We start from the raw sequence: 20,007 nt of genomic DNA on the forward strand, positions 1-20,007 counted from the left end.
AGCGCACCCGAGGGAGAAGTGGATGCGCTTGAAATTTCCAACGGGCGGCGAGGTTGCGGCCGCCCGGTTGAATGGACAACGAAAGAATCAGGCGAGCGTCGCGTCTTCGTCGTCTTCCTGCTTCTCGTTGCGGCCCGCGTTGATCGCGCTGATGTCGCCTTCGGAGATGTCCCCGGTGATGTACTCGCCATCGAAGCACGATGCTTCGAAGCCCTGCACCTTCGGGTTGATCTTGCCGACAGCCAACTTCATCGCATCGACGTCCTGATAGATCAGCGCATCGGCACCGATGACCTGGCGGATCTCTTCGACCGTGCGGTCGTGCGCCACGAGTTCGGTCTTGGTCGGCATGTCGATGCCGTAGACGTTGGGGTAACGCACTGGAGGCGCTGCGGAGGCCAAATACACCTTGGTGGCACCCGCGTCGCGAGCCATCTGCACGATTTCCTTGGAGGTCGTGCCGCGCACGATGGAGTCATCCACCAACAGCACGCGGCGGCCCTTGAACTCGCTGCTGATCGCGTTGAGCTTCTGGCGCACGGACTTCTTGCGTGTGGACTGGCCCGGCATGATGAAGGTGCGACCCACGTAGCGATTCTTCACGAAGCCTTCGCGGTAGGGAATGCCCAGCAGTTGCGCGAGTTGCATGGCGCTTGGACGGCTGGATTCCGGAATCGGGATGATCGCATCGATTTCGCTGGGCGGCACGGTGGAGATCACGCGCTTGGCCAGTGTCTCGCCCATGTTCAGACGCGCCTGATAGACGGAGATGCCATCCATCACCGAATCGGGACGTGCGAGATACACATACTCGAACACGCAAGGATGCAGCATGGTCGATTCGGCACATTGCTGCGCTTCGATGCGACCGTCGTCGTGCACGAACACGGCTTCACCCGGCGCGATATCGCGTTCGAGCTGGTGCAGCGTTCCTTCCAGAGCGACCGATTCGCTGGCGAACATCACGGTGCCATCGGCGCTCTTGCCCATGCACAGCGGACGAATGCCGAACGGATCGCGGAAAGCCAGCAGGCCGTATCCGGCGATCAGCGCGATCACGGAATACGAACCCTTCAGGCGCTTGTGCACGGCGCGCACGGCCTTGAACACGTCTTCGCTCTTGAGCGGCGCGCCATCGGTTGCGCGATCGAGCTCATGCGCGAGCACGTTCAGCAGCACTTCCGAGTCGCTTTCCGTATTGGTGTGGCGATGATCGGTGCTGGCCAGCTCTTCACGCAGTTGCTTGGCGTTGGTGAGGTTGCCGTTGTGCACCATGACGATGCCGAACGGTGCGTTCACGTAGAACGGCTGGGCCTCTTCTTCGCTCGATGCATTGCCGGCGGTGGGATAACGCGCCTGGCCCAGACCGACCGAGCCCGGCAGTCCGCGCATGTTGCGGGTACGGAAAACGTCACGCACCATGCCCTTTGCCTTGTGCATGAAGAACTTGCGTCCGTCCTTCGTGACAATGCCTGCAGCGTCTTGCCCGCGATGCTGCAGCAGCAGCAACGCATCATAAATCAGCTGATTGACAGGGGTCGTGCTGACCACACCGACGATTCCACACATATTCGGTTTCCATTCTCTGGCGGGGGATATCCGCCGAACACTCACAAAAATTCAAAAAGAACTTGCGGGACCGCAATTGTCGCCGCTATTTCGCGTCAGACGGGAAGCCGCGTCGCCATGTCGGCTGGCAGTACGGGTTTTATCGTCTGAATCATTTGCTCCAAGATGGGGGCGGATTGCGAGTTTTTCCACCACTCGGCCTCGTGCATAGGCGTCCACACCGCAATCACCGCAACCACCAGCAAAACGAGCACACCGCGCAACAGACCAAAAATCCCGCCCAACGCACGGTCGGCGGGCCTGAGGCCCATGGCGTCAATCAATTTCTTGGTCAGCCACGCCACAAAACTGCAGGCAAAAATCGCAGCCACGAACACCAGCACGAAGCCCGTCACGTGCTGGATTGTCGGGTCGTAGTCTTTCATCGGAAGCAGCGCCGCCGCGTCTGCCGCGAACCATTGCGCCAGAAAGAATGCCACGATCCAGCTCGCCAGCGACAGCAACTCGAACACCAGTCCACGCCACGCGCCAATGACGAGCGACGCGAGCAGCACCACGATGCACAACCAATCCAGCGCAGCCATGCGCAGCTCCCGGTCAGTTCGTTGGCATCAAAGCGGAATCACGGAAGCCGGCAATCCCAGCCCCTTGACCTTGGCGGCTGCCTTGTCAGCATCGGCACGCCCCGTGAACGGACCCACGCGAACCCGCGTGCGCTTGCCATCCTTGGTGTCCACGGTCTGGGTGAACGCCTTTAGACCAGCGCCCGACAGCTTGCCACGCACTTCCTGTGCCTTGTCGGCATCGGCAAAAGCGCCCACCTGAACGATGAAGCGGCCTTCGGCCTTGGCTGCCGCAGCGGCGGAGTTGTTCGACGAGGACGAATCCTTGCCCTCCAGCAACGCACGGGCACGGGCCGCGTCGTCTGGACGCTGCTTGGGCTTGGGCTCGGGCTTCGGTTCTGGCTTGGGCTCCGGCTTCGGCTCGGGTTTCGGCTCGACCTTTGGCTTGGGTTCGGGCTTCTGTTCCGGCTTGGGCTCCACCTTCGGCTCAGGCTTGTGTTCTGGCTTGACCTCGCGCTTGGGCTCGGGCTTTGGTTCTGGCTTGACTTCCGGCTTCGGCTCCGGCTTGCGCTCGGGTTTCGCCTCGGGCTTGGGTTCCGGCTTGGATGCAGAACGCTCCGTGAACGCCGGTTGCGCTGCAGGCCTGGAGGCGGCAGAAGTTGCAGGAGCGGTCGGGGTCACCGCCGCCACATTGGAAGCAGGCTTGCGGGACGGAGATGTGACGATCTCCTCGCCATCCGAGAGACCCGAATCCGGCAGGGAAGATCCGCTTCGCGCGCTGGTTGCACCCGTCGAGGACGAGCCAGGTGCGCCGGGCACGACCAGAGGCGCCACAGTATTGCGATCTGGCACGTCCACCGGCAGATTGACCGGCACGGGACGCGGCTTGGTATCGAACAGCAGCGTGAAAGCAGCCACACCGGCAACCACCAGCACGCCCGCACCGATCAGGCGATGGCGCGCGCGGCGGCGCATCACCTCGACGCTTTCCGCCTGTGCGGTGACGCGCGAGCGTCGAGTAGCTGCTTTGCTGCCGCCCTCGTCTTTTTCTTTTTTACCGGACCAAGGAAACTTGATAAATGCCATGTGGTATGGACGCGTTACGTACCCAGATGCTTGGCTTGCAGGCGGGGCGTACCGTGCTGGAGCACACCGCCCACTGTGTAGAACGAGCCAAAGACTACGATTCTATCAGCCGGGTCGGCGGCAGCTATTGCGGCTTGTAACGCGGCTTCCGGGTTGGCGTGCAGCGTCGTTTTCACTTCGCGCTTGGCACCCGCCACCATCTGCACGGCGTTCCATTTCTGTTGCAGATGCGCAGCGGTATCCGCACGCGGCGTCGGCAGATCGGTGAAATACCAGCGATCGATCAGCGGACCGATCTTGTTGAGCATCGGCGTCAAGTCCTTGTCCGCCATAGCACCGAACACGGCGTGGGTGACGGGGAAGTAGCCCATGGCGTCCAGATTGGCAGCGAGCGCTGCGACGGAATGCGGGTTGTGCGCCACATCCAGCACCATGGTCGGTTGACCGGGGATGATCTGGAAGCGACCGGGCAGCTCGACCATGGCCAGGCCCGTGCGAACAGCCTGCGCCGTCACGGGCAGCTTGTCGCGAATCGCCTCGAAAGCCGCCAGCACGCCCGAGGCATTCACCAACTGGTTCGCACCGCGCAATGCGGGATACGACAGACCGGCATAGCGGCGACCGCGCCCGGCCCAGGCCCATTGCTGCTTGTCGCCGGTGAAATTGAAGTCGATGCCGAAGCGCCACAGATCGGCACCGATCTCGCGTGCATGGTTGATCACGCTGTCCGGTGCCATCGGGTCGCTCACCACGGCAGGCTTGCCGGGACGCATGATCCCGGCCTTCTCGCGGCCGATGCTTTCGCGGTCCGAGCCGAGGAATTCCATGTGGTCGAGGTCGATGCTGGTGATGATCGCGCAGTCGGTGTCGATGATGTTGGTCGCGTCGAGGCGGCCACCCATGCCGACTTCGAGAATCGCCACGTCGAGCTTGGAGATGCTCAGCAGCCGCAGGATCACCAGCGTCGTGAATTCGAAATAGGTCAGCGAGATGGGCTCGCCGCCCTGCACACGCGCCTGTTCGACGGCGGCAAACTGCTCGACAAGCTGGGCCGCAGTGACGATTTCGCCATGCACGCGGCAGCGCTCCTCGAAATGCACCAGATGCGGCGAAGTGAACACGCCCGGCTTGTAACCCGACTGCAGGGCCACGGCTTCGAGCATCGCGCAGGTGGAGCCCTTGCCGTTGGTGCCGGCCACGGTGATCACGGGGCAATCGAAATGCAGGTTCAGCCGCTTGGCCACCTCGCCCACGCGCTCAAGGCCCATTTCGATGTTGCGGGGATGCAGGCTTTCGCAATAGCTCAGCCAGCCGTCCAGAGTGTCAGGTAGATGGTGCATACAGCCCTCCATTGTCGCGCACCGCAGCATGAGCGATGATCACACCCATGAGTACCCCCACAATCATCATCTACGGCATCCCCAATTGCGACACCGTGAAAAAGGCGCGAACCTGGCTCACGGACCATGGTGTGGACTACCAGTTTCACGACTTCAAAAAGCAAGGCGTGCCCGCCGAGCGCCTGCCCGCGTGGCTCAAGGCCGTGGGCCGCGACAAGCTGCTCAACACCAAGGGCACGACCTGGCGCAAACTGGAAGCCGACGTGCAGGCACAGACCGCCAGCGACGCCGGAGCCATTGAGGTCATGAAGGAACACGCCTCGGTCATCAAGCGCCCCGTGGCCGAGTGGGACGGCAACGCCAGCGGCCGCGTGACCGTGGGATTCGACGCCGACAAGTGGAACGATTTGCTCGCCGGGTGATCTGACAGAGCAAAAACCGTGTGCGGACAGTGGTTTACGTAGCTTTACGCGTCCGCATACAGTTTTTGACGCTTGGCGCCTAAACTTTTATCAAGGCTGGCGCGTTATGCGTTCAGTTAGGAGTATCCGCTCATGAACAAGTTTATCGCCCTCACCCTCGTCACCGCCTCGGCAACCGCTGCCGTGCCTGCGTTCGCACAGCAGGAACAGGGCCGCGTGCTCTCCGCCACCCCGGTGATCCAGCAAGTGGCGATTCCGCAGCAAGTCTGCGGCAGCGACTACGTCTACACGCGTCGTCAGCCCTCGGGCGGCGGTGCACTGCTGGGAGCAATCGTTGGCGGTCTGGCGGGCAGCGCCATCGGCGGCGGCTCGGGTCGCGCTGCTGCCACCGCCATCGGCATGATGGGCGGCTCCATCGTCGGCAACAACGTGGAAGCAGGCCCTCCGGGCTACTACCCCGTGCAGCGCTGCGGCACGCAGACCTCCTACGAAACCCGCACCGTGGGCTACGACGTGACCTACGAGTACGCAGGCCGCCGTTACACCACCCGCACCGATTACAACCCCGGTGCGTGGATTCCGCTCTCGGTGCAGCCGACAGGCCAGGGCGGCTACGGCAGCAATGGCGGGTATGACCAGTACGGACGCCCCTACGAGCAGCCGTACAGCCAATATCAGCAGCCATACCCGCAGCAGTATCAGCAGCAGCAATACCAGCAGCCGTATCAGCAGCAGCAATACCAGCAGCCGTATCAGCAGCAGCAATACCAGCAGCCGTATCAGCCGCCGCAGGTGCAGTACCAGCAGCCACAGAGCGGCTACTACAGCGACAACCGGTACGACGACGCCCAAAGCTACGGCTACGACAGTCGCGGCTATCAGAACAACCAGTACCAAGGTTATAGCGCGCCCCAGGCTGGCGTAGTGGTCTCCAGCCCCACGGGCACCTACACCGCACCCGTGACGGACAACGACCTCGAGTACCGCAACTCGCGCGGCGAAGCCTATCGTCAGTGATGACGGTGATTTCCGGCCCGTCCAATCAGCAAAAAGGAGCCCTCGTGGCTCCTTTTTCATGGGTTTTCCGCAGTGGACGAAAAATTCTCCAATCCGCACAAAACCACTGCCCCGTCGCGGGAGCCTAGAATTGAGGGTTTCGCCTATCTCCAATCCTCTGACTTTCAGCGCACTTCCATGACCACCGAAAAGATCGACAGCGTTTCCGTTACCACCAAAGCCAACGTGTACTTTGACGGCAAGTGCGTGAGCCACAACCTCACCTATCCCGACGGCACGAAGAAGTCCGTGGGCGTGGTGCTCGCTTCCGAGCTGACCTTCGGCACGGCTGCCGCTGAAATCATGGAATGCGTGGGCGGCTCCTGCGAATACAAGCTCGCTGGCTCCGACCAGTGGCTGAAGTCCGGCCCCGGCGAGAAGTTCAGCATCGCGGCCAACTCCAAGTTCGACATCCGCGTGGCCGAGGCCTATCACTACATCTGCCACTACGCTTGATTCCCCGGCGAATCCAAGCTGAGTCACCCAACAAACACGGATACCCTTCATGGCAAACATTCTGCAAAACACCCCCGTCGGCCAGAAGGTCGGCATCGCCTTCTCCGGCGGCCTCGACACCAGCGCAGCCCTGCGCTGGATGAAGAACAAGGGCGCTCTGCCCTACGCGTACACCGCCAACCTCGGCCAGCCCGACGAAGAAGACTACGACGCCATCCCCCGCAAGGCGATGGAATACGGTGCCGAGAAGGCCCGCCTGATCGACTGCCGCACGCAGCTCGCCAACGAAGGCATTGCCGCGATTCAAGCAGGCGCGTTCCACATCTCCACCGGCGGCGTGACCTACTTCAACACCACGCCTTTGGGCCGTGCCGTGACCGGCACCATGCTCGTGGCCGCGATGAAGGAAGACGACGTCAACATCTGGGGCGACGGCTCGACCTTCAAGGGCAACGACATCGAGCGTTTCTACCGCTACGGCCTGCTGACCAACCCATCGCTGAAGATCTACAAGCCATGGCTGGACAAGGCGTTCATCGACGAACTCGGCGGCCGCGCTGAAATGTCGGCCTTCATGACCAAGGAAGGCTTTGGCTACAAGATGTCGGCCGAGAAGGCCTACTCCACCGACTCCAACATGCTTGGCGCGACGCACGAAGCCAAGGATCTGGAGTTCCTGAACAGCGGCATCCGCATCGTCAACCCGATCATGGGCGTGGCGTTCTGGAAGCCGGAAGTCGAAGTCAAGGCCGAAGAAGTCTCGGTGACTTTCGAAGAAGGCCGTCCGGTCGCCCTGAACGGCAAGCGTTTTGACGACGCCGTCGAACTGTTCCTCGAAGCCAACCGCATCGGTGGCCGTCACGGCCTCGGCATGAGCGACCAGATCGAAAACCGCATCATCGAAGCCAAGAGCCGCGGCATCTACGAAGCTCCCGGCATGGCGCTGCTGCACGCCGCCTATGAGCGCCTCGTGACCGGCATCCACAACGAAGACACCATCGAGCAGTACCGCATCAACGGCCTGCGTCTGGGCCGCCTGCTGTACCAAGGCCGCTGGTTCGACCCGCAAGCCATCATGCTGCGCGAATCGGCCCAGCGCTGGATCGCCCGTGCCGTCACCGGCACCGTCACGCTGGAACTGCGTCGCGGCAACGACTACTCGCTGCTGAACACCGAATCACCCAATCTGACCTACGCTCCAGAGCGCCTGTCGATGGAAAAGGTGGAAGACGCGCCGTTCAGCCAGGCCGACCGCATCGGCCAGCTGACCATGCGCAACCTCGACATCATCGACACCCGCGACAAGCTGCGCGTGTACTCCGAAGCCGGCCTGCTGTCTCTGGGTGGCGACGCCGCACTGGCGCAACTGAACGACGGCAGCAAGAAGTAATTCAGGCTCAGCCGATCACTTCGCCGCAAGCCGCCCTCGGGCGGCTTTTTTACGCCCATGCACTACACGTAGCACAGTTTTGCCCCCGTGCCACGTAGCGGAATCCGAAGCGAGCCAATTGTCGTCCTGAAGCACAATTCAGGGTTTACACGGTCAGTCAGCGGAACTCACTTCTGCCGACGTCGACCTTCGTGGACTCTCACCCTCGTGCAAGGGTCCGTTGTTGTTTGCTTTCCGGGTCACATCCTTCGTGACCCATGCCCCCCCAAGGACATACATGCTTCGCAGAAATGCTTTGCTCGCCGCCGCCGTAGCGATCACCGCTGGTGCTCCCGCCATCGTGCACGCCAAGGACGCCTGGCCCGTCAAGACCATCACGCTGGTGCAACCCTACTCGCCCGGTGGCACCAGCGACATGCTGGCGCGCATCATCGCGCGTGAGCTCGAGCAGCGCATCGACGCCGCCGTCATCGTGGACAGCAAGGCCGGTGCCAACGGCAACATCGCCACGGCCTTCGTGAGCCGCGCCAAGCCGGACGGCAGCACCTTCCTCGTGGGCTCCAGCAGCCCCGTGGTGATCTCGCCCACGCTGTACAAGAGCGTTCCCTACGATCCACGCAAGGATCTGACACCCATCACCACCATCGCCAAGGCTCCATTTCTGGTGGTGACCAGCGCCAAGTCGGGCATCAACTCGATGGACGACCTGCTCAAGCAGATCAAGGCCGACAAGGTGAACTTCGGCTCCGCAGGCCCCGGCTCGCCACAGCACATGCTCGTGGAAATGTTCCAGATGCAGACCAAGCTGAAGTCGCCCCACATCCCCTACAAGGGATCCGGCCCGCTGATTCTGGCCGTGATGGGCAATGAAGTGCAGTACGCCATCGACAACCCCGTGCCGCTCAAGCCCCAGATCGACGCGGGCAAGATCAAGGCGCTGGCCATCACCAGCAAGCACGCTTCGCCCAAGTTCCCCGGCGTGAAGAGCCTGCATGAGCAAGGCTTCACCAATTTCGAAGTGGAACCTTGGTACGGCATGATCGGCTCCAAGGGCATGCCCAAGGAACTGGCCGAGCGCATGAACGGCTATGTGCAGGACATCCTCAAGCAGGACAGCGTCAAGCAGAAGATCTCCGATCTGGGCGCCGAAGCCTACGGCATGAGCACCGGCGACTTCGCCAAGCTGATCGACGCCGACATCAAGAAGTGGGGCGAGGCCGTGAAGGCTTCCGGCGCCACGGCTGACTGACGACGGACAGCACGCGACCTGCCTTTCCAGCGAAATGTGCAGGTGCAACAAAAGGCCCGCAACCACTATCGGCTGCGGGCCTTTTCACTTTCAAATTCATGAAGCTGTAACCGGCTCGATAACCACACTGCGAGCGTGAGCGCTACAGTAGCGACACCGAAATCCAAGGAAGTCAGGAATTCCCGTGAAGAATCGCATTCCCACGTTGCTCGTCGCCGCGCTCATGGCCGCCACAAGCGCCAGCGCCGTTCTGGCAGCAGAAGACAACGCCAAGCAGGCTGCAGCGGCCCCATCCGGCCCCAGCGAAGCCGTTCAGAAAGCCCTCGACAAGCGCACCAAGTCCATTGTCGATTCCCTCGAAGGCGTTGGTGCAGCATTGAACGCCGACATGTTCTCGGCAGAATTCAACAAGCAAGCCACGCCCGAGCAGGTGCAGCAAGCCATGAAGCAGTTGCGCGACAGCGTCGGCTCTTGCAAGCTAGTGGGTCGCATCAACAGCCCCGCGCCGAACATCACCGCGTATCTGCTCGACTGCCAGAAGGCCTTTGTGCCGCTGGAGATCGGTGTAGAGGAAAAGGCTCCCAACAAGATTCAGAGCCTGATCTTCCGCGCTTCGTTCTGGCGTCTGGGCGCTCAGTAACCGCCCACCATCCGCTTCATCAGACGACCACCGGCTCCGGCTCCAGCCGGATGCCGAAACGCTCGTAGACGCTGGTCTGGATCGCCCGGGCCAGCGTCATCACTTCCCCGCCCGTCACGCTGTCTTCGCCACTGCCGCGATTGACCAGCACCAGCGCCTGTTTCTCGTAGACCCCGGCCTTGCCGATGGTCTTGCCCTTCCAGCCGCAGGCATCGATCAGCCAACCCGCCGCCAGCTTGATGGAGCCGTCCGCCATCGGGTAATGCACGATCTTGGGCTCGCGCGCGATGATGTCAGCGCATTGGTACTCGGTGACCGTCGGGTTCTTGAAGAAACTTCCCGCATTGCCGATGACCGCCGGATCGGGCAGCTTGGCGCGGCGAATCTCGCAGACCCAGTCGAAGATCTGCTTGGGAGTGGGCTCCGCAATGCCCGTTTCCGCCATCTTGCGCTCCAGATCGGCATAGCCCAGATCGGCGCGCCACTGCTTGGGCAGGCGAAAGCGCACATGGGTGATTACCGCCCGACCCTTGAGCCCCATGCCGCGCGGCAGATCGCTGTATTCGCCAGCAGCCGACGGCGCGTGCTTGAAGATCGAATCGCGGTAGCTGAAGGCGCATTGGGCCGCGTTCAGCGAAAAACGGTTGCCGGTGGCCAGGTCGACTGCATCCAGCGAATCGAAGCGATCCTGCAGTTCCACGCCATAGGCACCGATGTTCTGCACCGGAGCAGCGCCCACGGTGCCGGGAATCAGCGCCAGGTTTTCCAGCCCCGGAAAACCGTTGTCGATGGTCCAGGCCACGGCCTCGTGCCAGACCTCGCCTGCACCGGCCTCGATGATCCAGGCCTTGTCGGTTTCCTCGACGAGGCGCAGGCCCTTGATCTCCATCTTGAGCACCACGGGCTTGACGTCCCCGGTGATCACGATGTTGCTGCCGCCGCCCAGCACGAAGACGGGCTGTTTGGCCAGTTCAGGGTCGGAAATCAGGTCGCGCACATCCTGAACCGATTGGGCGCGCACCAGCGTATGCGCCTTGGCAACGATGCCAAAGGTGTTGTATTGCTGGAGAGGAACGTTGTTCTCGACTAACATCGACCCAATTGTCGCACCCGGGCGAAAACGCCATCGGGTTTGTATGTAGATTCCGAGAGTAATGCCATGCCTTCTTTTGATACCGTCCTCGAAGCCAATTTTGTTGAAGTGAAGAACGCGGTGGAAAACACCGCCAAGGAAATCGGCACCCGCTTTGACTTCAAGGGCTCGTCCGCTGCTGTGGAGCTCAAGGACAAGGAAATCACCATGTTCGGCGACGCCGACTTCCAGCTCCAGCAGGTCGAGGACATCCTGCGCAACAAGCTCACCAAGCGCAATGTGGATGTGCGTTTTCTCGATGTGGAAAAGGCCCAGAAGATCGGCGGCGACAAGCTCAAGCAGGTGGTGAAGGTGCGCAACGGCATCGACAGCGAAAACGCCAAGAAGATCCAGAAGCTGCTCAAGGAAAGCAAGCTCAAGGTGCAGGCTGCCATTCAGGAAGAAAAAGTGCGCGTGACCGGTGCCAAGCGCGACGACCTGCAGGCCGCCATGGCGCTGATCCGCAAGGACATCGCCGACCTGCCGCTGTCGTTCGACAATTTCCGCGACTGATCGAGCGAACCACCGTCCCATGCCCCGAGCTGCTCCCGTCTTCGCCAAAGCGGCCATCGCCAGCTTGCTGCTGGGTCTGGCAATTCCGGCCTTGGCCCAACAAGCCGCCTTGGTGGGCGTTCTGGGCAACAAGGCGCTGCTCGTCATCGACGGCAAAGCGCCGCGCACGCTGGGCGCGGGCGACTCGGCTTCGGGCATCAAGGTGATCTCGGTCGGCAGCGACAACGCGATTGTCGAATCCGAGGGCGCCCGCGTCACGCTGCGTCTGGGCGACACGCCTGTGCATGTGAGCACCGGCGGTGGCGGCAAACAGCGCATCGTGCTGCGAGCCGATGCGCGAGGTCACTTCGTGAGTTCGGGCCTGATCAACGGTCAGGTCATGCGCTACATGGTCGATACCGGTGCGACGCTCGTCGCCATCAGCCAGTCCGAAGCCGCGCGCATGGGCGTGAAGTACCGGGACGGCCAGCCGGTCATGATCGGAACCGGCAACGGCAACGTCGAGGCACACCGGATCCGTCTGGAAAGCGTGCGTGCTGGTGACATCGAATTGCGCAATGTGGATGCCGTCGTGCTGCCCCAGTCCATGCCCTACGTCCTGCTGGGCAACAGCTTTCTGAACGCCTTCCAGATGAGCCGCAACAACGACGAGATGGTGCTGGAGAGAAAATAGAGTCTACGCCCTGCTGGCTCGCAGCACCTCGGTATCACCGCCAATATCGACCATCCACCGCAAATGCCACAATGATCTGCAAGCCCTATCGCACCTTTCCAGAGAAACGGCGCAAAGGCCCACGGACAGATCGATCACCCTCAAAAGAAAAACAAGATGAGCGCACTTGCAGGAACCATGGCAACCGCTGCTGAATCCGCGTCGGCCAATGAATACGAGGATCTGCTGGCCCAGTGGGGCGACCTGCAGGCGACTTTGGCCTTTCTGTTGCGCCGCCCGGAGCAGGCCACCGACTTTCCGACCAAGATGCGGCAATGCGATCAGTGGCTGCAGGAAATGGTCGCGCACGACGTGGACTCCACGCTGTACCTGATTTTCCAACTCGCCTCCACCCACAGCACCAGCTACAGCGCATCGCACGCGCTGGTGTGCGCAACGCTCTGCCACATCCTCGCACAGGAACTCGGCCTTCCGCGCCATGAACGCGACAGCCTCGTGCGCGCCGCCTTCACCATGAACATCGGCATGACCGTGCTGCAGGACGAACTGGCCGAACGCGCCGACCCGATCACCGCACAGCAGCAGGAAGCCATCAACCGCCACGCCGAAAAAGGCATGGCGCTGCTCGAACATGTGGGCGTGGCCGACGATCTGTGGCTCGATTCGGTCGCATACCACCACGCACCCCAACGCGATCGTGCCCGCGAGCCGCTCAAGAACCTGCAGCCCGAAGAACGTCTCACGCACATTCTGGCCTCGGTGGATCGCTATGCCGCCTTCATCAGCCCGCGCAAATCGCGCCCCGGCCGCAGCGCCACGGAGTCGATGCGCGCCCTGCTCGGCAAGAATGTCTCGCAAAGCGACGAGGTCGGCTTCATTCTGGTCCGCACCGTGGGCCTGTGCCCGCCCGGCACGTTTGTGAAACTGGACAACGGCGACACCGCCATCGTGCTGCGCCGCGGTGAATCCACGAGCTTTCCCATCGTCGCCAGCCTGATGGACTCGGACGGCGAGGCCTATCCCGAACCCGAACTGCACTACACCGTGCACGGCAAGCGCCGCGTGATCAACGCCCTGCCGAGCAGTGCCGTGAGCATGGGAACGAACCACTACACCATGGTGCGCATGGGTTTGATGGCTGCCGGAAAAAGATTGGGAACACCCCCCTGAAGCGCTTTGCGCCTTCCCCCCTCTCTCATGCCGCGCTTGGCGCGGCGGAGGGGGAACACCCCTTCGCTGCGGGGCGGCCCTTGCTGGGGGTTGCTGGCTAGAGCTGCGAACAGATCGAAGGCCGCGCACTTGGCTGAGGATCTGAATCCTCTTTGCTGCATGTGGGACCGCGCTTGAACCGGCTGCCCAGCGTGCTCCAAAGAAACTCAGCCCTTCTTCTTCGAGCCGATTTTCGATTCCTTGCCAGCCAGCAAGCGACCGATGTTTTCCTTGTGGCGATAGATCAGCAGGCCGGACATGATGGCGATGGCGACACCGATGCGCGCGTCCATGGTCCACGCCACGCCGCCGCCCAGCACATAGAAGAACGGCGCAAACACGGCTGCGGCCAGCGAGGCCAGCGACGAGTAGCGGAAGAACACGGCGATGATCAACCAGGTCGCCAGCGTCGCCAGACCCAGCCAGCCGCTGATGCCGATGAGCACGCCCGCAGCCGTCGCCACGCCCTTGCCGCCCTTGAACTTGAAGAACACCGGCCAGAGATGGCCCAGGAAAGCTGCCAGACCGACCGCGGCAATCGTGCCCTCTTCCAGCCCGTAGGGCTGACCGAACCAGCGCACCAGCACCACGGGCAACCAACCCTTCACCGCATCGAGCAGCAAGGTCAGGACGGCGGCGGGTTTGCTGCCCGAGCGCAGCACATTGGTCGCGCCGGGGTTGCCGCTGCCGTAGGTGCGGGGATCATTGAGCCCCATCACGCGGCTGACGATGACCGCAAACGACAGCGAGCCGATGAGATAGGCCGCGATGGTGACGACGATGGAAAGGACGATGGGGCTCACGGGATCCGATCAGCTGAAGGAATGAATGAAGTTGGAATGAGGTTTTTGTTTCAGGCCGCTATTCTGCCAGCGCGCACTGCACCGGCTTGGCTTCGAGCAGATCGACGCACACCTGCGGATTCAACTGCACCAGAAATCCGCGCCTGCCGCCATTGATGGCGATGCGCGGCAGGTCCAGAATCGTCTGCTCGATGTAGACCGGCATGCGCTTCTTCGTGCCGAATGGCGAGGTGCCGCCGACCAGATAGCCGCTGTGCCGATTGGCCACTTCCGGCTTGCAGGGCTCGACGCTTTTCGCGCCGATCTGCCGCGCCAGATTCTTGGTGGACACCTTGCAGTCGCCATGCATCAGCACGATCAGCGGCTTGGCATCCTGGTCCTGCATCACCAGTGTCTTGACGACCTGATGCTCATCCAAGCCCAGACATTGGGCGCTGTGCTCGGTGCCGCCATGCTCGACGTATTCATACGGATGCTCGGTGAATTCCACCTTGTTCGTGCGCAGCAGTTGCGTGGCCGGTGTCTCGCTGACATGCGCGGCCTTGTCTTTCTTGCTCATGTGAATCTGTGGTCAGTGCTCGCCAAAAATCATTGCGCGGGGTCGCGGTGCTGCTTGCGGATCGCGTCGATCTCTTTCAGCACTTCGGGCGAAAGTTGCGTGCCCCAGATGTCGATGTCCTCATCGAGCTGCGCCACCGTCGTCACGCCCAGAATCGTGCTTGCGACCTGCCATTTGGTGTAGCAGAACGCCAGCGCCATCTGCGTCGGCGTCAGGCCGTTGTCGCGTGCGAGCTGGTTGTAGAGCTTGCCGGTTTCCCACGATTCCTTGCGTCCCCAGCGCTGCTTGCGCATCGACTCGAACATCGTGAGCCGCGCCTCGGCAGGCGCATCCGGCCCGGTCGTTCCGCTCTGGTCGTACTTGCCGCTGAGCAGCCCGTAGCCGAGCGGCGAATAGGCCAGCAGCGACACGCCAAGGCGATGGCAGCTCTCGTCCATCGCGTTTTCCCAGGTGCGGTTGAGCAGCGAATACGGGTTCTGCACCGACACCACGCGCGGCAGTCCCAACTGCTCGGCAAACTTCACGAATTCATGCACGCCGTAGGGCGTTTCGTTCGACAGGCCGATGTAGCGCACCTTGCCTGCCTTCACCAATTGGGCCAGCGCCAGCAGTTGCTCCAGGATCGGCGTCGTGGTCGTTTCCTTCCTGGGCTCGTAGTACGTCAGGCCAAACGCAGGCACGTGGCGCTCGGGCCAGTGGATCTGGTAGAGGTCGATCACATCGGTCTTCAGACGCTTGAGACTGCCTTCGCACGACGCGATGATGTCGGCAGCCGTCATGCCCGTGCCCTCACGAATCCACGGCGTGGCGCGCGTGGGGCCCGCCACCTTGCTGGCCAGCACCACGCGATTGCGCACGCCGGGGTGGGACTCGAACCAGTTGCCAATGATGGTCTCGGTCGCGCCAGCGGTCTCCTTGCGGGTCGGCACGGCATACATCTCGGCCGTGTCGACGAAGTTCACTCCGCGTTCGAGCGAGCGGTCGAGGATGGCATGAGAAGTCTGCTGCGAGACCTGCTCGCCAAACGTCATCGTGCCCAGACAAATGGGGGTGACCTTCAAATCGCTTTGACCAAGGGAAATCAGATTCATGGGGTTCCAATCGGTGGCAGGCAAGCAGAACCCGCCTCCGGATTTCCGCTCCCTGAAAATTCAGAGGAAATCATAGACAACATCGGCGCATCGCGTTGCACCGTGCGCTGAGTCCGACGAAACCTTGGTGACACATCGAGCTCGGCCGACTGTCGATAATGCGCGGCATGTACACCGAAAAACGCCCTGCCCGCCAGCTCTCGATTCCCGTGCGCACGCTGCGCTACCACGTTCGCGTGTGGGGTGATCCCGATGCGCAGGCGGCGACTGCGCTGCCGCCGCTCGTGATGGTGCATGGCTGGATGGACGTGGGCGCGTCCTACCAGTTCGTCGTCGATGCGTTCAGCGACGCGTTCGCGCAGGGCCGGCTGATCATCGCCCCCGACTGGCGCGGCTTCGGGCACAGCATGCCGGAGCACACCTGCGACCACTATGTCTTTGCCGACTATCTGGCCGATCTGGACCGGCTGCTCGACCATTTCTCGCCGAATGCGCCTGTGGATCTGGTCGGTCACAGCATGGGCGGCAATGTGAGCATGATGTACGCTGGCGCGCGTCCCGAGCGGATTCGGCGGCTCGTCAATCTCGAAGGATTCGGCATGGCCGCCACCCGCCCCGCGCAAGCGCCCGAACGTTATGCACGCTGGCTGAACGAGCTGCGCGAATACGAACAGGGCGGCATGGACCTCAAGCCCTACGACAGCGTGGATGGCGTCGCGCTGCGCCTCATGAAGACCAACCCGCGCATTTCCGCCGACAAGGCGCAGTGGCTGGCGCAGCACTGGGCAGCCCCCGATGCGCAGGGCCGCTGGCACATTCTCGGATCGTCCGCGCACAAGATCATCACGCCGATGCTGTTTCGTGCCGATGAAATGCTGGCGCTCTACGAAGCCATAAAGGCCCCGGTGCTGTCGGTGGAGGCGGAAGAAAACCACATCGGCAAATGGTCGAACGGCACCTATTCGCTGGCCGACTTCCACCAGCGCCTCGCCCATGTACCGAATGCACGTTCGGCGCAGGTGATGGACGCGGCCCACATGCTGCACCACGACCAGCCCGAGGCCGTGGCCCGGCTCATCGAAGCATTCCTCGCCTGACGACTTCCAGCGATCAGGCCGCTTTCAGACCACCGCCAGATCCGGCCTCGCCAGCGGCAGTGCGATGGTCAGCACTGTCTCTCCAGCGCGTGAGGTGGCCACGAATTCCGCACCCATGCGCTGCGCCCGCGCCTCCATGCTGCGCAGGCCCACGCTCAGGCCCGCCAACCGCACGGCGGCCACGTCGAAGCCCACGCCGTCGTCCTGAATGCGCAGCACCAGCTTCGCGGGATCGGCCAGGCAGCACTCGACCAGCACATGGCGCGCACGGCTGTGCTTGATGATGTTGGACAGCGATTCCTCGACCACGCGCGTGAGCGCCAGGCATTGCACGGCCGTGGGCTTGGCCACCCACTGCGCAGGCACGCGCCATTCAGAATCGATGCCCAGATCGTCCAGGATGTTGGTGAAGCGATAGCGCAGCGGCGCCATCCATTCGATGGGCGTGGCCGGCACCGTGACGCCAGCGCTGGAGCCATGGTCGATCACCTGCCGCAAGTCGTCGCGCAGCACCTTGAACAGCGACAGCACGCGGTCATTCGGAATCGGCTGCTGCGCCTGCTCGACCATGGCCATCGAGCGCACCAGACTCGCGCCGAGGCCATCGTGCAGATCGTGCGAAATCTCCACCCGCTCCTGCGCCTTGGCATTGCGAACGCGCTGCACATGCTCGCGCTCCAGCGCCTGCGAGAGGTCGTGCCGCGCATTGTTGATCTTGATCGTCAGTTCATCGTTGAACCGGGCGATGCGCCGCATCTGCGAGCCGAGCTGCGTGCCCAGCAGCAGCGCCATGAACACCGTGGCGATGGGGCCGGAGACCGAGGACCAGGACTCCGCACCCTCCCACGCGCCAAAGATGACGAAGAGGTCGTGCACTGCCACGATGATGAAGATGAGCCAGCACGCAGCCAGCAGCAAGTGGCGCGGCTCACGGGTTTTCCACGCATGCCACTGGAACTGCAGGCAGTTCAGCATGAAGACCAGAACACCCGACAGGAACAGCACCTGCGTGAACTCGCGAATGTACGCGCGTGGGGCCAGCATGATGGTGACCACGGAGCACAACACGCACAGCCACAGCGCTTGGGTCAACCGGGGCAAATGCTGTCCCCCGAAAATCCAGGTGAACTGACAGAAACAGCCCACGTACAGAAGGAACAGCGACACGCTCGCCCTCGTCATCGAAATGTTGTCGTTGAACGGCCTCGCGTCGGTCGCCAGCACGGTATAGAGATAGACCACCCAGATCAACGACATCAGCGCAAACCAGCCGTAGGAACGGTCGGTGCGGTACATCAGGAACACCACCAGAAAGATGATCCCGACCGCCCCGGACATCATGCCGGTGAGCAGATAGGCGGTGCGTTGCCGCCAGACGCTGTTCTCGTTGTGTTCGCGCACCTTCTGCAGGCTTCCCAGATACAGCGCGCCAATGCCTGCCTGATCCTGGGCCAGCCCGGTCACACGAATCCAGATGGTGTTCACGCCCTCATGCAACGACGACCTCGGCAGTTGCCACCAGCGCGGCATGTTCCAGCTTGCCGACAGCGGAGGAACCAGCGACGAGTCCGTCCAGATCAGATCCCCGTTGCTGTAGACCGCCCCGGCCATGCTCAACGCATCCAACCCCAGGGCCACCGGGCTGAGAACCCCTTGCGCGTTCTTGCACTCGCTGCGCCATTCGATCCGATACCACGCGGTCAGGGTGACATCCACGTTTTTCTTGGGCCACACGTGCGGAATCTTCACCTGTTGCCAGCCCAGCACGGGGGGATACGGATAGGCCTGCGCCAGCCTGCCGTCCAGCGATTTCTGCGGCTCGGGGTCGAACGCCATCTGCGTCGTCAGGATGTAGGGCTCGCAGGTCTTGGTTTGGGCTTCGGATTTGGAATCGAAATGCGACTCCGCGAGCGCCCTGCCCGGAGCCGCCCACGCCCACATCGCCAAGAGCAAAAACACCAGCACGCACCACCAGCGACCGGCACCGCGATCACGCACTCCATGAACCGCCCCCAGACTCACCCGAGCAACCCTCTCACCTTGGCCTGTTGCACCGCCGACACGCGCGATGACACGGCCAGCTTGCGGTAGATGCGTTTGATGTGCGTATCCACCGTGAAGCGCGACAGCATCACCTGTTCCGCGATCTCGCGATTGGTCAGCCCGCTCGCCACATGGCGCAGGATGTCGCACTCGCGCTCGGTCAGTTCCGTGTCGCTGTTCGGCACGGGGTTGGCAGCCTTCGGGGCCACCGGCAGCAGCTCCAGAATGCGCCGCGCAATGAATGGGTCGATAGGCGCCCCGCCGCGCAGCACGCTGCGAATCGACAGTGACACCTCCAGGTCATCGCGCTCCTTGAGCACATAGCCCGTGGCACCGGCACGCAGCGCGCCCAGAATCGCCTCTTCGGAACTCCAGGCCGACACGACCAGAATCCCGAGCCCCGGATCGTCCGCACGCAACTCCAGAATCAGCGAGCGGCCATTGCCGTCCGGCAGCTCCAGATCGACCAGCGCCAGAGCCACCGGCTGGTGACTCAGATACGCCCGCGCCGCCGCCAGCGAATCGACGATCACCAGATTGCTCTCGGTGTACCCCAGCTGACACAGCACATTCTTCAGTCGACGCTGCAGCAGCGGCTCGTCCTCCACGACCAGCACGGGGACGGGCAAGGTGATTTCACTGGAAGGGATCGAGGGGGCTTGGGGAGGGGACGACACCATGGGTTTTGATTTGATTTTTTGTGAGTTGGGAAGAAGGTGATATTAGTCTCTCGACGCAGATCCGCGGATGAGCCCAAGGCCCCGGCCATCGGGCAACGACCGATCCATCAACGTCAGCGCGAATGTCTCCCGCCCGATCAGTTCGACCAGGAGAACCGGGGCCATTTGAATGGTTGCAAGGGTATCGACCAAGGGCTTCTCTAACTTCAAGATACAAAATGTGACGAAAGGCAAAAATCACATTCGATGCTAGAGGTCATTTCGCTGGCCGTATATCCCCTAAACAGGTGAATTTGAGGTCCAAACCACCTAGTATTAACCCTAGTTCTCCATCCCAAGCAAAGGGGTTGGCAATCAAATGAAGAACATCGATTGGAACGGACTTTCGAAACCCGTGAGTGCCCTCACCTGTCAACCAAAGGCCAGGCAAAACCCG

General features: G+C 62.2%; 20 protein-coding genes. 10 read left to right on the top strand and 10 right to left on the bottom strand.

Features of this window, described 5'->3' with window-relative positions; all coding sequences use genetic code 11:
• Positions 1-87: 87 nt before the first annotated feature.
• The 4 genes from purF to folC form a co-directional block, all read right to left on the bottom strand.
• A complete protein-coding gene (gene purF, locus G7048_RS02115; RefSeq protein ID WP_166066572.1) occupies positions 88-1,569 on the bottom strand; it encodes an amidophosphoribosyltransferase in 1,482 nt (493 codons plus the stop codon).
• Positions 1,570-1,664: 95 nt separating this feature from the next.
• Positions 1,665-2,153 (bottom strand): CvpA family protein, encoded by a 489-nt coding sequence (locus tag G7048_RS02120; protein ID WP_166066573.1) that lies wholly within the window; start codon positions 2,151-2,153, stop codon positions 1,665-1,667.
• A 27-nt stretch (positions 2,154-2,180) separates the two neighbouring features.
• Positions 2,181-3,218: an SPOR domain-containing protein gene (locus G7048_RS02125; protein ID WP_166066574.1), complete on the bottom strand. Its 1,038-nt coding sequence runs from the start codon at positions 3,216-3,218 to the stop codon at positions 2,181-2,183.
• A 14-nt stretch (positions 3,219-3,232) separates the two neighbouring features.
• The gene (gene folC, locus G7048_RS02130; protein WP_166066575.1) at positions 3,233-4,558 is read right to left on the bottom strand and encodes a bifunctional tetrahydrofolate synthase/dihydrofolate synthase; all 1,326 of its coding nucleotides are present in this window, start codon (positions 4,556-4,558) and stop codon (positions 3,233-3,235) included.
• A gap of 47 nt (positions 4,559-4,605) precedes the next feature.
• On the opposite strand from folC, the gene G7048_RS02135 reads away from it, so the two are divergent.
• The 6 genes from G7048_RS02135 to G7048_RS02160 all read left to right on the top strand — a co-directional run bounded on the left by G7048_RS02135 (position 4,606) and on the right by G7048_RS02160 (position 9,771).
• Complete coding sequence (locus tag G7048_RS02135; RefSeq protein ID WP_166066576.1) at positions 4,606-4,980, top strand: arsenate reductase; 375 nt, start codon at positions 4,606-4,608, stop codon at positions 4,978-4,980.
• A 132-nt stretch (positions 4,981-5,112) separates the two neighbouring features.
• Positions 5,113-5,997: a glycine zipper 2TM domain-containing protein gene (locus tag G7048_RS28740; protein ID WP_205750324.1), complete on the top strand. Its 885-nt coding sequence runs from the start codon at positions 5,113-5,115 to the stop codon at positions 5,995-5,997.
• Positions 5,998-6,174: 177 nt separating this feature from the next.
• Positions 6,175-6,492 (top strand): pyrimidine/purine nucleoside phosphorylase, encoded by a 318-nt coding sequence (locus G7048_RS02145; RefSeq protein WP_166066577.1) that lies wholly within the window; start codon positions 6,175-6,177, stop codon positions 6,490-6,492.
• Between the two features lie 49 nt (positions 6,493-6,541).
• Positions 6,542-7,882 (top strand): argininosuccinate synthase, encoded by a 1,341-nt coding sequence (argG, locus tag G7048_RS02150; protein ID WP_166066579.1) that lies wholly within the window; start codon positions 6,542-6,544, stop codon positions 7,880-7,882.
• A gap of 277 nt (positions 7,883-8,159) precedes the next feature.
• Positions 8,160-9,131, top strand: a complete 972-nt coding sequence (locus tag G7048_RS02155; protein ID WP_166066580.1) for a tripartite tricarboxylate transporter substrate binding protein — start codon at positions 8,160-8,162, stop codon at positions 9,129-9,131.
• Between the two features lie 184 nt (positions 9,132-9,315).
• Positions 9,316-9,771: a hypothetical protein gene (locus G7048_RS02160; protein WP_166066581.1), complete on the top strand. Its 456-nt coding sequence runs from the start codon at positions 9,316-9,318 to the stop codon at positions 9,769-9,771.
• A gap of 19 nt (positions 9,772-9,790) precedes the next feature.
• Here G7048_RS02160 and murB read toward each other — a convergent pair whose 3' ends face one another.
• Complete coding sequence (gene murB, locus G7048_RS02165; RefSeq protein ID WP_166066582.1) at positions 9,791-10,864, bottom strand: UDP-N-acetylmuramate dehydrogenase; 1,074 nt, start codon at positions 10,862-10,864, stop codon at positions 9,791-9,793.
• 66 nt (positions 10,865-10,930) lie between these two features.
• Between murB and G7048_RS02170 the strand changes: the two genes are divergently transcribed.
• The 3 genes from G7048_RS02170 to G7048_RS02180 all read left to right on the top strand — a co-directional run bounded on the left by G7048_RS02170 (position 10,931) and on the right by G7048_RS02180 (position 13,259).
• Positions 10,931-11,416, top strand: a complete 486-nt coding sequence (locus G7048_RS02170) for a YajQ family cyclic di-GMP-binding protein (RefSeq protein WP_166066583.1) — start codon at positions 10,931-10,933, stop codon at positions 11,414-11,416.
• A gap of 19 nt (positions 11,417-11,435) precedes the next feature.
• Positions 11,436-12,089: a TIGR02281 family clan AA aspartic protease gene (locus G7048_RS02175; RefSeq protein WP_166066584.1), complete on the top strand. Its 654-nt coding sequence runs from the start codon at positions 11,436-11,438 to the stop codon at positions 12,087-12,089.
• Positions 12,090-12,245: 156 nt separating this feature from the next.
• A complete protein-coding gene (locus G7048_RS02180) occupies positions 12,246-13,259 on the top strand; it encodes an HD domain-containing phosphohydrolase (protein ID WP_240933132.1) in 1,014 nt (337 codons plus the stop codon).
• Positions 13,260-13,465: 206 nt separating this feature from the next.
• Here G7048_RS02180 and plsY read toward each other — a convergent pair whose 3' ends face one another.
• Genes plsY through G7048_RS02195 form a run of 3 tightly spaced genes read right to left on the bottom strand, consistent with a single transcriptional unit; the run spans position 13,466 to position 15,751 of the window.
• The gene (gene plsY, locus G7048_RS02185) at positions 13,466-14,101 is read right to left on the bottom strand and encodes a glycerol-3-phosphate 1-O-acyltransferase PlsY (protein ID WP_166066585.1); all 636 of its coding nucleotides are present in this window, start codon (positions 14,099-14,101) and stop codon (positions 13,466-13,468) included.
• A 58-nt stretch (positions 14,102-14,159) separates the two neighbouring features.
• Positions 14,160-14,660, bottom strand: a complete 501-nt coding sequence (ybaK, locus tag G7048_RS02190) for a Cys-tRNA(Pro) deacylase (RefSeq protein WP_166066586.1) — start codon at positions 14,658-14,660, stop codon at positions 14,160-14,162.
• A 29-nt stretch (positions 14,661-14,689) separates the two neighbouring features.
• Positions 14,690-15,751 (bottom strand): aldo/keto reductase, encoded by a 1,062-nt coding sequence (locus tag G7048_RS02195; protein ID WP_166066587.1) that lies wholly within the window; start codon positions 15,749-15,751, stop codon positions 14,690-14,692.
• Positions 15,752-15,918: 167 nt separating this feature from the next.
• Here G7048_RS02195 and G7048_RS02200 point away from each other — a divergent pair, with 167 nt between their 5' ends.
• Positions 15,919-16,848, top strand: coding sequence for an alpha/beta fold hydrolase (locus G7048_RS02200; RefSeq protein ID WP_166066588.1), 930 nt, complete (start codon positions 15,919-15,921; stop codon positions 16,846-16,848).
• A gap of 24 nt (positions 16,849-16,872) precedes the next feature.
• Here G7048_RS02200 and G7048_RS02205 read toward each other — a convergent pair whose 3' ends face one another.
• Positions 16,873-18,870 carry a 7TM diverse intracellular signaling domain-containing protein gene (locus G7048_RS02205; RefSeq protein ID WP_240933133.1) on the bottom strand — a complete coding sequence of 666 codons (1,998 nt, stop codon included), beginning with the start codon at positions 18,868-18,870 and terminating at the stop codon, positions 16,873-16,875.
• Positions 18,867-19,571: a response regulator transcription factor gene (locus tag G7048_RS02210; RefSeq protein ID WP_166066589.1), complete on the bottom strand. Its 705-nt coding sequence runs from the start codon at positions 19,569-19,571 to the stop codon at positions 18,867-18,869. The genes G7048_RS02205 and G7048_RS02210 overlap by 4 nt, the downstream gene beginning before the upstream one ends.
• Positions 19,572-20,007: the final 436 nt, after the last annotated feature.

The organism is Diaphorobacter sp. HDW4B, assembly GCF_011305535.1.
Lineage (GTDB): Bacteria > Pseudomonadota > Gammaproteobacteria > Burkholderiales > Burkholderiaceae_C > Diaphorobacter_A.